The organism is Streptococcus suis (genome assembly GCF_046032535.1).
GTDB lineage: Bacteria > Bacillota > Bacilli > Lactobacillales > Streptococcaceae > Streptococcus > Streptococcus suis_AK.
Genome location: NZ_JARQPL010000013.1, coordinates 1 through 15,129 on the forward strand (window position 1 = coordinate 1; position 15,129 = coordinate 15,129).

The window sequence follows — 15,129 nt, forward strand, 5'->3', positions numbered from 1 at the left end:
TCAACCCTAAAACTCACTACTATCAACATTTTTAGTCAAAAACAGAACTTAGTCTGAGACTAAATTCTGTTGATGTTGTGCAGTTTTCTCAGAGTAACTTCTGGCAGGACGGGAACTAGAACTTACTTTGAGAATTTACCAAATTTTTTTAATACCTTAAGAGTCTATTTTGAACTATTGCCCAGGATACTGCCATTGGATTGAATAACTTCTTTATACCAGTAAAATGATTTCTTTCTATATCTAGTTAGACTGCCGCTTCCATCATCATTTCTATCAACATAAATTAGTCCATATCTTTTAGATAATTGTGCGGTAGACATAGATACACAATCAATACAGCCCCAAGAAGTATAACCCATGACTTCTACGCCATCCTGTATCGCCTCCGCAACTTGTAAAAGGTGTTCTTGCATGTATTGAATTCGATAATCGTCATGAACAGTCAAACCACCAGCCTCATCCTTCACTAGCTGATCTTTAGCTCCCAAACCATTTTCAACAATAAATAAAGGAATCTGGTATCGATCATAGTAACGATTTAGTATCAATCTTAAACCAATTGGATCAATCTGCCAACCCCAATCAGAAGCTTCTAAATAAGGATTGACCAAACCACCCAAGATATTTCCTTTTCCAGATGAATATTTTGATGGATCTGCTGCCTGAGTAATACTCATATAATAACTGAAGGAGAGAAAATCAACCGTATTATTTTTTAATAACTCTTCATCACCTTCCATGAAAGTAATCTTTATGCCATTTTCTTTAAAGTATCTTTTGGCATAATTAGGATAATATCCTCTAACATGTATATCCGAAAATAAATAGTTCAAATTTTCATAGGCATGAGCCGCCCAAACATCTTCAGGATTGGGTGTCATTGGATAGGTCGGCATAGCTAAGACCATACAGCCAACCTTACAGTCAGGAATAATTTCATGAGCAATTTTGGTAACAAGACTAGAAGCTACAAGTTCATGGTGAATGGCCTGATATAAATCTTGTTTTGAAAGTTCTTCATTCGGCAAGTCAATTCCACCACTTGTAAAAGGCAGTTCTAAGATAGAATTGACCTCGTTAAATGTCAACCAGTACTTAACCTTATCTTTGTATCGCTCAAAAACTGTACGAGCAAATTTTTCAAAGAAGTGAATCATTTTTCTATCCACCCAGCCATGATATTTCCTTGCCAGATACAGGGGAGTTTCATAGTGAGAAAGAGTTACAAGAGGCTCTATACCATTCTTTAGAAGTTCATCAAAAAGTTCATCATAAAACTGTAGCCCTTCTTCATTTGGAAATTCTTCATCGCCATTCGGAAATATTCTACTCCAAGCAATTGATGTTCTAAATACCTTAAATCCCAACTCTGAAAACAGGGCTATATCTTCCTTGTATCGATTGTAAAAATCAATAGCTTGTAATTTCAAATTATCTTCCGTTGGTTCTTGGGTAGCTTCACCCAGTCCACCATTGGGGAGAACATCTTGAACGGATAATCCTTTTCCTCCCTCATTATATGCACCTTCTACTTGGTTTGCAGCTACTGCTCCTCCCCATAAGAAATTGTCTGGAAAAATTGACATATACCCTCCTCTAATTATAAGACTGCTAATAAATCATCAGCATAGTTAACTTCCTCTTTTGTCGAAAGCAAGAGAACATCCAGATATTCCTGTGTATTTGTAACAACTACAGGAGTCACTATATCGTACCCTTCTGCGACAAGCATTTCTACATCCACTTCCAGCATCAGTTGACCCTTTTCAACTTTTTCTCCATCTGAAACATGGCTTACAAAACCTCTTCCTTTTAGCTCGACAGTTTCTAATCCAAAGTGGATAAGCAACTCTACCCCTTCATCACTTGTTAAACCGATTGCATGTTTTGTTGGAAAAAGACTGGTAACAGCCCCATCAAATGGAGCATAGACTTTTCCATCCTTAGGGATAATTGCAACTCCTTCTCCAAGCATTTTTTTTGAAAACGTTGCATCATTAACTTTTTCTAAAGGGAGAATTTGACCTGAAAGAGGAGAGAAGACATTTTTTCTACTTGAAATGCCAGGTGCTACTTTTTCTAAATTAACTGTTGACGTTTCTTCATCGATACCTAGGAAATAGGCTAAAATAAATGTGACAATAATTGAAATTGCCGCAGCAATCATAGCGTTAGTAATATTTGAAGCCGCTTCAGAGTAAATAAATTGTGGCAAAGCAATGAGAGAAGGTACTGCAAAAAGGTATGCTTTTACGCCTGTCAAACCAACAAATAATCCTGCTAGACCACCACCAATCATTGCTGCATACAATGGTTTTTTATACTTTAGAGTAACACCATATAAAGCAGGCTCAGTGACACCAGCAAATAAAGCTGAAAATCCAGCTGCAAAGGCTATTTGTTTCGTGTTACTATTTTTACTCTTAAATGCAACTGCCATAGATGCGGCACCTTGTGCCAAGTTAGAACCTAACATCGCTGGTAGAATCAGTACATCAGGTGTCGCGATTGAAGCCGCCAAAAAAATCGGTGCAAAAGCCCAGTGCATACCGGTCATAACGATAAATGGCATGATTGCTCCAAGAACTGCTAAAGTTAACCAACCAGCTACACCATGCATTTGTTCAACCAATTGCGATAATCCTTCACCAACAATAACGCCGAGAGGTCCAACAAGAACTAAAGCTATGAAACCTGAAACAAGCAGGACCAAGGTTGGCTGTAAGAAACTTTTCGTTACAGCTGGAGTGACCTTGTTAAAAACAGCTTCAATATACTTCATTAGCCAAACCATAATAAGAATTGGAATAACTGATGAACCATAGCTAGCAGGTGTGACAGGGGCACCTAAAAAATGAAGTGGATCACCTGTAGATACCATTTGAACAAAATTAGGATGTAGCAAAATACCAGCAACCGACATGGCTAAAGTAGGTGTAACTTTAAGTTTTTGTGAAGCTGAGTAGGCCAAAAAAATCGGCATAAAGTGATATGGTGCATCTCCAAAAAAGGCTAAAAATGAAATAGATTGGGAATCAGCTTTTAAAAGCCCCAACATCGGTAAGACAATGACTAGAACTTTTATCATACCTCCACCAAGCATAGCTGGAATAAGAGGTGTCATAGAGCCAGCGATATACTCGATGACTTGTTCTAAGACATTTGCTTTTTTTACCTGTTGAACTGAATCAGAATCAAATTTTCCTAATGCAGTAAATTCTTTATAGTAATTAGCTACATCATTACCTAAGATGATTTGATACTGTCCATTTTTTTTCATAATGCCAATGACTCCGGAAATGGATTTAACACGTTCATCGGACACGATATCCTCATCTTTCAGTTCCAGTCGCAATCTAGTAACGCAATGGGTTGCACGAAGAACATTCTTTTCTCCTCCGACTGCCTCTAGGATTGCCAATGCAGTATTCTTGTACTTCATAATAGACTCCTTATGATAAATTTTTTGTTAAACGCCGAATGTGAGCAATTAAATAGACTAATTCACTTGGACTCAGTAGATAATCATATTCTAACCGAATAAAGTCCGCTACTCGAGTTCCACATTGGTACTCTCTTGGATACTTCTTTTTCATTAACTCTAAAAGATCCACATCATCTTCATCATGGTATTCATTCCCCTCTACCAAACGATGAGCAAACAACTTAACATGTGTGATGAATCGGTAGTAATCAATAGAATCTTGATTGAATTCTGTAGAATAATAGTCTTGAATAATTTGTTCAATCTTCATGATAATTCCAGTAATACGATAAGATTCTTGAAAAATATTTTCCAAATTCGCATTGACAAAATGCAAAGCGATGAAGGCTGCTTCATCAACTGGGAGTTCGACATGTAAATCTTTTTTTATGATGGATAATGCTTTTTTCCCCAGTTCAAACTCTTCTTTATAATATTTGGCAATTTCCCATCTAAGAGGGTTAGTAACGACTACTCCTTCCTTATGTCTTTCTATACTAGAATTGATATGATCTGTCAAATTGATGTAAATAATCTCATCAAAATGATTTCCAAGTGTTATCTTTCCTAAATTTATTATTTTCTCACAAACATAAACCAATTCAATAGGAACATCGATAAATAGTTCCGTAAAGCGATTCATATTATCGCTATTCTTGAGCAAAAAACTTTTTTCTATCGAAGAAGGTGGTATCGCATCTCCGACCTTCTTTCCAAATGCAATTCCTTTACCGAACAACAAGATATCAACGTTCTTATTATTTTGTGCTATGACTGCATTATGATTTAATACACGCTTTATGATCATAAATTTTCCTTTAAACTTAAAATAAAAGAACCTACTTAAAAGAAATCGACATATATCGTATCGATTCATTTAAATAGGTTCCTGCTCGCCTTAAAGCGATAACATCCTTTTATTTCAATTATTAGTTGGTACTTCTAGCTTAAAAAACTTAATAACTCTGTAACCATTTTCAATTTTAATATAAATTAAAGAATTTGTCAATAATTTATAAAAATTTAAGAATACTTCTTTTAGTCCCCTTCGTTAAAAAGTCACTGATTTATGATATACTAGACTGAGTTATAGCTATTAGAAAGAGGAAAACCATGTCTTTTGACGGATTTTTTTTACATCACATGACGGCTGAGTTACAGGCCAATTTAGAAGGTGGGCGGATTCAGAAAATCAACCAGCCCTTTGAGCAGGAAATTGTCCTCAACATCCGCAGCAACCGTCAGAGCCATAAATTGCTCCTGTCTGCCCATTCGGTTTTCGGGCGGGTTCAGCTGACCCAGTCGGACTTTACCAATCCAAAAGTGCCCAATACCTTTACCATGATTCTGCGGAAATACTTGCAGGGAGCCATTATCGAGGAGATTCGTCAGTTGGACAATGACCGCATCTTAGAATTTTCGGTGTCCAACAAGGATGAGATTGGCGACCATATCCAAGCTACCTTGATTGTGGAAATCATGGGCAAGCACAGCAATATCATCTTGGTAGATAAGTCTGAACAAAAGATTATCGAGGCTATCAAGCATGTCGGTTTCTCGCAAAATTCCTACCGAACCATTTTGCCTGGTTCCACCTACATTCGTCCACCGGAGACGCATTCTCTCAATCCTTACACGGTATCTGACGAGAAATTATTTGAAATCCTATCGACTCAGGAACTGAGTCCAAAAAATCTCCAACAACTTTTTCAAGGTTTGGGTCGGGATACGGCTTCTGAACTGGCCAGTCATTTGCAGTCAGACCGCCTGAAGAACTTCCGTGCCTTTTTTGAACAGGCAACACAGCCTAGCCTGACAGACAAGTCCTATGCTGCTCTGCCATTTGCCAATAGCCCTGAAAACCAGCCATACTTTGAGAGCCTGAGCAGTCTGCTGGACTTCTACTATCAGGACAAGGCGGAGCGGGATCGGGTGGCCCAGCAGGCCAATGAGCTGATCAAGCGGGTGGCCAGTGAGCTGGAGAAGAATCGCAAGAAGTTGGTCAAGCAGGAGCAGGAATTGGCGGATACAGAGACGGCGGAGTTGGTGCGGCAAAAGGGTGAGCTCTTGACCACCTATCTGCATCAGGTGCCAAATGACCAGCCAAGTGTGCGGTTAGACAACTACTATACGGGCCAGGAGCTGGAGATTGAGTTGGATGTGGCTTTGACGCCTAGCCAAAATGCCCAACGTTACTTCAAGAAATACCAAAAACTCAAGGAAGCGGTCAAGCACCTGACCAACTTGATTGAGGAGACCAAGGCAACCATTGTCTATCTGGAGTCCGTTGATACCATGCTGGGACAGGCTAGTCTGGCAGAAATCGACGAAATCCGTGAGGAGCTGATTGAAACAGGCTACCTCAAGCGGCGCCACCGTGAGAAAATCCATAAGCGTCAGAAACCCGAGCGTTACTTAGCGACGGATGGGAAAACCATTATTCTGGTTGGGAAAAATAACCTGCAAAATGATGAGCTGACCTTCAAAATGGCCAAAAAAGGCGAACTCTGGTTCCATGCCAAAGACATTCCTGGTAGCCACGTGGTCATCACAGATAACTTGGACCCAAGCGACGAGGTCAAGACAGACGCGGCGGAGCTGGCAGCCTACTTCTCTAAGGCTAGACATTCTAACTTGGTCCAAGTCGACATGATTGAAGCCAAAAAACTCCATAAACCAACAGGTGGCAAGCCAGGTTTTGTGACCTACCGCGGTCAGAAGACCCTCCGTGTCACCCCAACTGAAGACAAAATAAAATCCATGAAAATCTAGTTCATGGATTTTTCTGTATTGAAACCTACTCCGCCTTATCAATATCTTCTCTAACTTCCTTAGCGTTGAACTTAGCAAAAAGATACTGGCGGTCTTGAACAGGAAAACGTTGGTCTAGTTGATCTACTGGTCCCACTTCCACCATTCCTTCTGAGATAACATAGTCCATGACATGCCCGCCAAATGTCAAATCATCCGAAATAAAATGCAAATGATAGCCAGCCACACTGACACCATGGAAAATCTCTGGCGTCCAAATACCAACAATGGTACCTGAAATATTCTCAGCGGTATACTCAGGCTGGCGACTTGCCACTTCCGCAAAACGGACGTCAGAAGCTGATTTGGGAATCATACGCACGTGCATATGCGAAAACGTCCCTTTTATTTTGATGGAGCGAAAAAGATTTTCCCCATCATAATAGGATTCAATCCGCTGGTGTAATTCATCGCTAGTCATTTCAAAGCGTTGTTTGAAAATCACTTCTGCCTCATGGAAAATGACCGCCGCATAGGGAACTTTCATATCAGCTGGAACTTCAACCACTTCTGGTTTCTCCCCTGCTCCCTTGGCCTGATAAGCCTTTCCATCCAAAACAATCAGCTCGCCATCAATGGAATCCAGGGTTCCCAAACCCAAATCACCATGTTCCAACAATTCGCCAACCGTCAAGGAGCCGCCATACAGTCCAGCCATTAAGGCACCTAAGGTATTGTATTGAAATAATCGATTTACTTGCATAACCTACTCTTCATTCAAAAATTCTTGCATGGCTAAATCGTCTGGCACCAATTGGATATAACGACTAGCTTGCTCTTTTGCCTCATCCAAACGACCAAGTTGACGTAAAACCGCTACGTAATCAGCCAAAAATTCAGGATTCTCAGCCAATTCTCCAGCCAATTCATCGTAAAGCTCAATAGCTTCATCATCTCTTTCTAGAGCTTGATAGGCTTTGGCCACATTCCAGCGAGCTAGAACGTTATCTACCTCTTCATCAAATAAAGCCACAACCTCTTCAAATCGTTCCTGCTCAAGATACAGATTGGACAAGCGCAGAGCTAGTTCGTTACTATCATCTGCCACCTCTTTTGCCCGTAGAAGATAATCTTCTGCCCCCGCCTCATCATGCAATTCATAGGCATACTGAGAAGCCTGGAGCAAGAGATTGGCATCAAAGTCATTTTTAGCCAGGCCTTTTTGAGTCATAGCCAAGGCATCATCAATCTTATGCTCGGCATGAAGCGACTGAGCATAGGCATATTCATAGCCCTCAAAATCAGGATTGATGGTATCCAACTGCTTGAAATAGAGATTGGCCTTTTGGTATTCTTCTCGTTCAAATAGCAGAGCTGCTAACTCAAAAACCGTCTGATCATCGTATTCCAACTCAACAGCCTTTTCCAAAAATTCAATGGCCGCTTCAAATTTTCCCAAACTTGCATAGGCAATACCAATTCGCTGATAGGTAGAAACTCCCGTTAATTCGTAGATTTCACGATTATCCAGCTGGGCATAGTAGGAAATAGCCTCCTTAAAGTATTCCAATTCCATGTCCAGTTCCGCCAAGCCAAAGAGGATAATGGGTTCAGCTGATAAGTGACTTGCTTCTAGCAATTTTTCACGCGCCACATCCGACAAGCCTTCTGCCTGATACAAATCTGCCTTGACCAACAAGGCTTCCACATAGACAGAACTGTCTTCCGAAATTTCCTCCAAATATCCGAAAGCCTCTTCAACCAAGCCATCTTCAAATGCTATTTGGGCAAGATTGATCAGTACTTCGGGAAATTCTTCTTTGACCTGTTCATAGATTTGTCTAGCCTGTGGGAAAAAACCAATGCCTTCTAAGTAGGCTGCCAAGGACAAAAGTGTTTCGCTATCATCTTGCACCAAGGCGCGCTTGAAATACTTATCTGCCTTGTCTAAATCCTGTTGATCCAAACAAACCAACATTTTTTCACTATTGTTCATTCACAACCTCATTTTCTTCATCTTCATACAAACTACTGTGTGCCTTGTACCATTCAAATGCCGCTTTCACTAAAACCTTAATAGAGGCATATATTGGAATTCCAAGAAGAACTCCTAGGACACCATACATCTGACCAGCTGTCAATAATACAAACAAAATGGTAATCGGATGAATACTTAGGGAGCTTCCGATAATCAATGGCGTCACAAAACGACCTTCTATAGTCTGCTCAATCATAAAGACTACTAAAACCTTTATCAGCATGATTGGACCAGCAATCAATCCTAAAATAACAGCTGGAATCATGGCCAAGAAAGAACCCAAATACGGAATTAGATTGAGGAAACCAGCCATCACCCCCAAAGTTATTGGATAGCTAAGACCAATGATTGAGAACATCACTGAGAACATCAGGGCAACAATAATCGCAACGGTCACCTGACCACGAACATAGTTTGATAATTGCCCATTCACATCTGATAGTACTGTTCCAATCGGTTCTCTCCACTTGGTTGGTAGATATTGGGTAATGTGTTTATTCAAATACTGACCATCCCGTAACAGATAAAAGAGAATAAAAGGCATAATCAGAACAGCAACAATAATCTGTGAAGCGGTTGAAATCAAATTACTTGCCCAGTTCACAGCACTTGAGGAAAACTTCTGAGCATAAGCAACTGCTTGATCATTGACCTTATTTAACAATTCCAATGCAGTAGGACGAAATTGTTCAAATCTTTGGTCCTGCAATAAGCTCGTCACTTGCCCTTCGATTTTTTGGATATTTGCTGGCAGGTTTTGCGCAAAAGATGTCACTTGCTCTTGAATACTCGGAATTGCCACCGCCAGTCCCCAGATAATGAGAAGACTGATTAAAACAAAGAGAATGGAAATACCAACTGTACGAGAAATTTTATGCTTTTCCATCCAGTCAACCATCGGATTTAATAGGTAATACAAAAGACCTGTTAAAATCATCGGTAACAATACAATTTCTAAAAAGCTTCCTATTGGTCTGAATAAAAAACTAATTTTACTAAAAATAAATATGGTCAAAAAAGTCAGCAAGGTTACCAATAAAAATGTCACCGCTTGGCTATTTAAAAACAAGCGGAAAAACCAAGTCAGACTAAATTTTTGATGCTTATCTTCCATCTAATACACTCCTAGTCTTTTTTTTCTATTGTAACATGGAGAAAGGATTTTTGTAAAAATCAACTACAGAATTTATACGACTTTCTCAGAAAAACATGGTATAATTTTATCAATCATTTCCAAAAAGGAGAATCCTATGACTATCTATTTCGGTACCTACACAAAACGTGAATCAAAAGGAATTTATAAAGCAAATTTTGATTCTGAAACAGGACAACTTAGCAATCTAGAATTGGTCACTGAAGAACCTAACCCTACCTACCTTGCCTTTGATAAGGCCGGACATCTATACTCCGTCGGCGCTGAAAATGGTCTAGGAGGTATCGCTGCCTTTAATGCTGACTATACTCTACTCAACCATGTTGTATCAGAGGGCGCACCACTTTGCTATGTCGCTGTAGATGAAACAAGAGATTTAGTTTATGGCTCCAATTACCACAAAGGGCAACTACTTGTTTATAAACGTTTGGCGGATGGTTCGCTAGAATTAGCTGATGTCGCTCAACACGAAGGATCTGGGCCGCACGAAAATCAAGCTTCCGCCCACGTTCACTTTTCTGATTTGACGCCCGATAAATTTTTAGTAACCTGTGATTTAGGATGTGATCAAGTGGTAACCTATAAGGTATCTGACCAAGGAAAAGTAGAGAAAATCGCAACCTATCAGGCTGCGCCAGGAAGTGGTCCACGTCACATTGTCTTCCATCCTGTCGCAAAAACCGCCTATCTCATCTGTGAACTCAATTCAACTATTGAGGTGCTTATCTATGACGGCTGGGGACAATTTGAACACCTACAAACTGTCTCTACTCTCCCAGAAGACCATACTGGTTTCAACGGTACTGCCGCTATTCGCATCACAAAGGATGGTAAATTTATTTATGGCTCCAACCGCGGAAACGACTCTATCGCAGTCTACAAAACGCTTGCTGATGCCAGCTTAGAATTAGTTGAAATCGCCCCAACAAATGGGAAAACTCCTCGCGATTTCACGCTTAGTCCTGATGAAAAGCATTTGATTGTTGTCCATCAAGATTCTGACAATGCAACTGTATTCGAAAGAGATGCCGAAAATGGCTGTTTGACTGAGCTTTCACACGATTTCTATGTTCCTGAAGCAGTTTGCGTTACATTTTTATAAGTCGTTTCAGTTGTGAAATCCGTCCAGTTTTGGTTTAATAGTTTCATAGGAGGTGTTTTCACCATGAATCCAGTAGATCTTTTTAACCAAGTAAAAGAATTGATTGCAAACAAAGACTTTGATGGTGCAAAACAATTTATCGAAGAAAAAAGGACCAATTCGGTAAATACTTGGAACAAGCAAAAGGCTTGTTATCAGGTTCTGAAGGTGTTAACGGTCTTTTAGATAAAGTTAAAGGCTTGTTCTAATACATGTAAAAACTAGGCTGAGAATGTTCAGTCTAGTTTTTTGTTTGTTCAAAAATATTTGTTATCTCTTGCAATGAGGGAATTACCCAATCGCTCTTCAATTTTTCATTTTCACTGGCATGCTTTCCAAAACCTGTCAGTATCCGTACAGTCCACATTCCCAAAGATTTAGCAGGCAGAATATCATTATCATACCTATCCCCGACATAGACAACTCTATCTGCAGGGATGTTTGCTTTTTGCAAGGCAAGTGTGAAAATAGTTGTATCTGGTTTAGATAGCCCAACCTCTTCAGAGAGGATGATGAGTTGAAAATAAGACTCAATTCCCCACTCTTTAAGCAGATCTCTAACACTACTAGACTGATTGGCAATAATCCCCAATCGATAGTTTTGTGATAACTTCTCTAGAGCATCTATTGTTTCAGGATACAGGCTCACACCCTCATTTGTCCATAAAGGACGTGGCTCGGTCGGTGCAAAATAGTGCCAGGTCGCACGAATGGGATCCAGCGACTTATGAGCATACTCCACCATTTTCTTTTTATAAGAATCTGATGAAACCTCTATATCCAGAGACTCTAACTTCTTCACACACTTGTCTATATAATAACCATAAGCAGCCTCTTCATCTAAAAGCGTCGAACCCAAATCAAAAAATATCCACTCTATCATCCCGCTCTCCATCTCTTTTCAACATGAGAATACTTAAGTTAATCTACCTTTTTAGAATATCATTTTATCAATATCAAGGCAAAGAAAACTCCCTAGGAAAACCTAAAGAGTTTTACTAATCCCTCACTATACTAGCTCGGGGATAAAACAGTCTCCCAGACATTGAAAACAAGTCCGAAAATCTTCGGACTTGTTTTTACTATAACCCTCGTTATTCTAACTCGGGGATAAATTAGTACACTGTACTACGAAAAACAAGTCTGGAAATTTCCAGACTTGTTCTTATTATAACCTTCGCTATTCTAGCTCAGGGATAAAACAGTCTCCCAGACTGTTTTATTTTTTCAAGTTGTAGAATGAGTTCAAGCCTTTGTAGACTGCAACTTCACCAAGTTGATCTTCGATACGAAGCAATTGGTTGTATTTAGCGATACGGTCTGTACGTGACAATGAACCAGTCTTGATTTGGCCAGCGTTAGTTGCAACTGCGATGTCAGCGATTGTTGAATCTTCAGTTTCACCTGAACGGTGTGATACAACGGCAGTGTAGCCAGCTTCTTTAGCCATTTCGATAGCTTCAAATGTTTCAGTAAGAGTACCGATTTGGTTAACTTTGATAAGGATTGAGTTAGCAGCACCTTCTTTGATACCACGTGCAAGGTAGTCAGTGTTTGTTACGAAGAAGTCGTCACCAACCAATTGAACGCGTTTGCCAAGACGCTCAGTAAGAGCTTTCCAGCCATCCCAGTCGTTTTCATCCATACCATCTTCGATAGTGATGATTGGGTATTTGTTAACCAATTCTTCAAGGTAGTCGATTTGTTCTGCAGATGTACGAACAGCTGCACCTTCACCTTCGAATTTAGTGTAGTCGTAAACTTTACGCTCTTTGTCGTAGAATTCAGATGACGCACAGTCGAAACCAATCATAATGCCGTTTTCGCCAGCTTCGTAACCAGCAGCTTCGATTGCTTCGATGATTGTTTCAACACCGTCTTCAGTTCCTTCGAACTTAGGAGCGAAACCACCTTCGTCACCAACAGCTGTTACCAAACCACGAGCTTTCAAGATTTTCTTCAAAGCGTGGAATACTTCAGCACCCCAACGAAGACCTTCTTTGAATGAAGGAGCGCCAACTGGCAAGATCATGAATTCTTGGAAAGCGATTGGAGCGTCTGAGTGAGAACCACCGTTGATGATGTTCATCATTGGAGTTGGCAATACTTTAGTGTTGAATCCACCAAGGTAAGTGTAAAGTGGCACTTCAAGGTAGTCAGCAGCAGCACGCGCAACAGCGATAGAAACACCGAGGATTGCGTTTGCACCCAATTTACCTTTGTTAGGAGTACCGTCAAGAGCGATCATAGCGCGGTCGATAGCTTGTTGATCACGAACGTCAAAACCGATGATAGCGTCAGCAATCACGTTGTTCACGTTGTCAACAGCTTTTTGAGTACCAAGACCAAGGTAACGAGATTTGTCACCGTCGCGAAGCTCAACTGCTTCGTGCTCACCAGTAGAAGCTCCTGAAGGAACCATACCACGTCCGAAAGCACCTGATTCAGTATAAACTTCAACTTCAAGTGTAGGGTTACCGCGTGAGTCAAGGACTTCGCGAGCGTAAACATCAGTAATAATTGACATTATATTACTCTCCTTTGAGTTTAAAATAGTTACATAGCTATCATACCCTAAAAGAAGGGATTTTTCAAGAAAAAACAGGTTATTTTACTGAAAGAAATAATGTAAACGCCTTCCTTTTCAAAATTAACTGAGTATGTTATACTGAAATCATGAACGATTTAAATACTACCATACTACAGAAAGCCTCTGGCGAAACACGATTGAATCCAGATGAACAACGTCTATACATGGGAACCTATCGTGAACGGGTTGTCCTACTCGTTTCCTTTGACGATTTGAGTAGTGAAGTCGTCGGAAATAAGTTTGATACAATTTGCCAAAAACTAGCAAACAGCTACTCTCCTCTATTCCTCAAACTCTCGCCAGCCCTGTCTGACAAGCAACAAATTTCACTACTAAAAATTGCTCAGAACTTCGGTATTACTACCGCTATCATCGATGAAAAAATAGGACAATCTCCCTACGCACTTGTCTTTCACACAAATCACGCTGTGGATAATGAAGAAGTTAGCTTAGAATCCATATTTCCAAATCTTATCTCAAAACCAGAAGAAAAAAAGGAAGATGCAAAACCTTCCTTCTGGAAAAAATTATTTAGTTAGACTTATTTATCACTGAACTAGGATACACACTAAAATGAAAATAATACAGGATAGACAAAGAATTCCTAGCAATCTGCCTCTTTCATTTTTTTCATTGAAAAAGAACACTGCTCCATTTGCCTTTATTACATTCGTTTCCGTTCCTCTGTCTTTTTCGGAAAGTCTCATAACGGATACTAGCTTTGCGAGACAAATAAAAATAAATAAGATAATAGCCACATATTTCACTAATTCCATCTTTGTTGGCCTCCTAACTGAAGAATTCTTGCCACCTGTTCTGCCGTGCGGACCAGGTTTTTTTCTGCTTTCTGAAGCGTGTCCTCCAAACTTTCAACGCTTGCAATTATCGGAAAAGCGGCGCAGATATTTTCAAAAGGAAACTCGGGAAGATCGTCTTTGAGGCTACCACAAATTGCAATGATGGGAATCCCTGCTGGAGTCCGTCTAGCCACTCCTACCGGAGTCTTCCCTGATAAGCTTTGGGCATCCATCCGCCCTTCTCCGACCACAACCAGATCCGCTTTGGCGACGCGATGATCAAAGTCCAACTGATCCAAGACAAAGTCGATGCCTTTTTGAATGCGAGCACCTGCAAATTGGACTAGACCTGCTGCCATGCCTCCTCCAGCACCCGCTCCTGCTAAATCGAGTAGCATTGGATTAACCAATTTATAAAAGGACTCCATTTTCTTGTCTACTAGTTCAAATTCGGCAGAGGCAAGACCTTTCTGACCTGCAAAAACAAATGTGGCACCCGCTGGTCCGCAAAGCGGATTCTCCACATCCGTTACCAAATCAATCCTGACCTGAGATAGATCTACCAACATATCCTCTGTGGAATAGCTGACAATCTCCCCGATATGAGCTCCAATTGCCTCTACTTCTTTTCCCGCTCGATTATAAAATTTCACTCCTAAACCTGCCGCCATTCCGATACCACCATCATGACTGGCAGAGCCACCTACTCCTATAAATATGCGTTTAACACCATTTTGAACAAGCTCCACAATCAGCTCCCCAACCCCTTGTGTCTTAATAAAGAGAGGACTCCTTCTTTCATGCAGGATACTTGCCAGCCCTACAATCTCAGCCATTTCAAAAACTGCAAGATCATCTTTAACCGCATAGGAAACCTTAATTTTATCTCCAAATGGACCTGTCACCCAAGTCTGCGTTCCATCCAAGGATAAGGCCTGCATTAGACTCTCAACTGTCCCTTCGCCACCATCTCCTAGGGGAATTAAGTCATACCCTGCTTGTGGGTAAACCTTAGAAAATCCTTTTTTAATCGCTTCAGCAACCTTTGTAGCTGAAAGAGACTCTTTAAATGAATCTGGAGCAATGAGAATATGCATGGTACTAACCTCCTTTATATTATTAGTATATCACACTCCTATTCAGCTTTCAATAAATCTTTTCTGTTTTTCATC

Annotated in this window: 12 protein-coding genes and 1 pseudogene; 4 read left to right on the forward strand and 9 right to left on the reverse strand. The window is 40.3% G+C overall.

Annotated elements, in window-relative coordinates; translation table 11 throughout:
• Positions 1–164: 164 nt before the first annotated feature.
• Genes P7J58_RS05625 through licT form a run of 3 tightly spaced genes read right to left on the reverse strand, consistent with a single transcriptional unit; the run spans position 165 to position 4,295 of the window.
• Positions 165–1,589, reverse strand: coding sequence for a glycoside hydrolase family 1 protein (locus P7J58_RS05625; protein WP_408555925.1), 1,425 nt, complete (start codon positions 1,587–1,589; stop codon positions 165–167).
• A gap of 14 nt (positions 1,590–1,603) precedes the next feature.
• Positions 1,604–3,445: a beta-glucoside-specific PTS transporter subunit IIABC gene (locus P7J58_RS05630; RefSeq protein ID WP_408555924.1), complete on the reverse strand. Its 1,842-nt coding sequence runs from the start codon at positions 3,443–3,445 to the stop codon at positions 1,604–1,606.
• 10 nt (positions 3,446–3,455) lie between these two features.
• On the reverse strand, positions 3,456–4,295 hold the full coding sequence (gene licT / locus P7J58_RS05635; protein ID WP_012775252.1) for a BglG family transcription antiterminator LicT: 840 nt from the start codon (positions 4,293–4,295) through the stop codon (positions 3,456–3,458).
• Positions 4,296–4,600: 305 nt separating this feature from the next.
• Between licT and P7J58_RS05640 the strand changes: the two genes are divergently transcribed.
• Positions 4,601–6,259 (forward strand): NFACT family protein, encoded by a 1,659-nt coding sequence (locus P7J58_RS05640; RefSeq protein ID WP_408555923.1) that lies wholly within the window; start codon positions 4,601–4,603, stop codon positions 6,257–6,259.
• A gap of 25 nt (positions 6,260–6,284) precedes the next feature.
• Here P7J58_RS05640 and budA read toward each other — a convergent pair whose 3' ends face one another.
• The 3 genes from budA to P7J58_RS05655 are packed head-to-tail and all read right to left on the reverse strand — an operon-like array spanning position 6,285 to position 9,390.
• Complete coding sequence (gene budA / locus P7J58_RS05645; RefSeq protein ID WP_024377919.1) at positions 6,285–7,001, reverse strand: acetolactate decarboxylase; 717 nt, start codon at positions 6,999–7,001, stop codon at positions 6,285–6,287.
• 3 nt (positions 7,002–7,004) lie between these two features.
• A complete protein-coding gene (locus tag P7J58_RS05650; protein WP_408555922.1) occupies positions 7,005–8,234 on the reverse strand; it encodes a tetratricopeptide repeat protein in 1,230 nt (409 codons plus the stop codon).
• A complete protein-coding gene (locus P7J58_RS05655; RefSeq protein WP_029174488.1) occupies positions 8,224–9,390 on the reverse strand; it encodes an AI-2E family transporter in 1,167 nt (388 codons plus the stop codon). Before P7J58_RS05655 ends, P7J58_RS05650 begins: the two co-directional genes overlap by 11 nt.
• 136 nt (positions 9,391–9,526) lie before the next feature.
• Between P7J58_RS05655 and P7J58_RS05660 the strand changes: the two genes are divergently transcribed.
• Positions 9,527–10,531 (forward strand): beta-propeller fold lactonase family protein, encoded by a 1,005-nt coding sequence (locus tag P7J58_RS05660; protein WP_172025906.1) that lies wholly within the window; start codon positions 9,527–9,529, stop codon positions 10,529–10,531.
• Positions 10,532–10,594: 63 nt separating this feature from the next.
• Positions 10,595–10,779 (forward strand): annotated as a pseudogene (locus P7J58_RS05665) (hypothetical protein).
• A 32-nt stretch (positions 10,780–10,811) separates the two neighbouring features.
• On the opposite strand, the gene P7J58_RS05670 reads toward P7J58_RS05665, so the two are convergent.
• Together P7J58_RS05670 and eno are read right to left on the reverse strand one after the other, a co-directional pair.
• A complete protein-coding gene (locus tag P7J58_RS05670; RefSeq protein ID WP_125177639.1) occupies positions 10,812–11,453 on the reverse strand; it encodes an HAD family hydrolase in 642 nt (213 codons plus the stop codon).
• 336 nt (positions 11,454–11,789) lie between these two features.
• Positions 11,790–13,097 (reverse strand): surface-displayed alpha-enolase, encoded by a 1,308-nt coding sequence (gene eno, locus P7J58_RS05675; RefSeq protein WP_002935704.1) that lies wholly within the window; start codon positions 13,095–13,097, stop codon positions 11,790–11,792.
• Between the two features lie 149 nt (positions 13,098–13,246).
• Here eno and P7J58_RS05680 point away from each other — a divergent pair, with 149 nt between their 5' ends.
• A complete protein-coding gene (locus P7J58_RS05680) occupies positions 13,247–13,699 on the forward strand; it encodes a DUF1694 domain-containing protein (protein WP_172062651.1) in 453 nt (150 codons plus the stop codon).
• 227 nt (positions 13,700–13,926) lie between these two features.
• Here P7J58_RS05680 and P7J58_RS05685 read toward each other — a convergent pair whose 3' ends face one another.
• A complete protein-coding gene (locus P7J58_RS05685; protein ID WP_408555921.1) occupies positions 13,927–15,054 on the reverse strand; it encodes a glycerate kinase in 1,128 nt (375 codons plus the stop codon).
• Between the last annotated feature and the right edge of the window lie 75 nt (positions 15,055–15,129).

Bases quoted from the DNA above. Each gene is read 5' to 3' on its own strand.
- P7J58_RS05625 (WP_408555925.1), bottom strand. From the start codon at position 1,589: ATGTCAATTTTTCCAGACAATTTCTTATGGGGAGGAGCAGTAGCTGCA.
- P7J58_RS05640 (WP_408555923.1), top strand. From the start codon at position 4,601: ATGTCTTTTGACGGATTTTTTTTACATCACATGACGGCTGAGTTACAG.
- P7J58_RS05670 (WP_125177639.1), bottom strand. From the start codon at position 11,453: ATGATAGAGTGGATATTTTTTGATTTGGGTTCGACGCTTTTAGATGAA.
- P7J58_RS05630 (WP_408555924.1), bottom strand. From the start codon at position 3,445: ATGAAGTACAAGAATACTGCATTGGCAATCCTAGAGGCAGTCGGAGGA.
- P7J58_RS05685 (WP_408555921.1), bottom strand. From the start codon at position 15,054: ATGCATATTCTCATTGCTCCAGATTCATTTAAAGAGTCTCTTTCAGCT.
- P7J58_RS05660 (WP_172025906.1), top strand. From the start codon at position 9,527: ATGACTATCTATTTCGGTACCTACACAAAACGTGAATCAAAAGGAATT.
- licT (WP_012775252.1), bottom strand. From the start codon at position 4,295: ATGATCATAAAGCGTGTATTAAATCATAATGCAGTCATAGCACAAAAT.
- eno (WP_002935704.1), bottom strand. From the start codon at position 13,097: ATGTCAATTATTACTGATGTTTACGCTCGCGAAGTCCTTGACTCACGC.
- P7J58_RS05680 (WP_172062651.1), top strand. From the start codon at position 13,247: ATGAACGATTTAAATACTACCATACTACAGAAAGCCTCTGGCGAAACA.
- P7J58_RS05655 (WP_029174488.1), bottom strand. From the start codon at position 9,390: ATGGAAGATAAGCATCAAAAATTTAGTCTGACTTGGTTTTTCCGCTTG.
- P7J58_RS05650 (WP_408555922.1), bottom strand. From the start codon at position 8,234: ATGAACAATAGTGAAAAAATGTTGGTTTGTTTGGATCAACAGGATTTA.
- budA (WP_024377919.1), bottom strand. From the start codon at position 7,001: ATGCAAGTAAATCGATTATTTCAATACAATACCTTAGGTGCCTTAATG.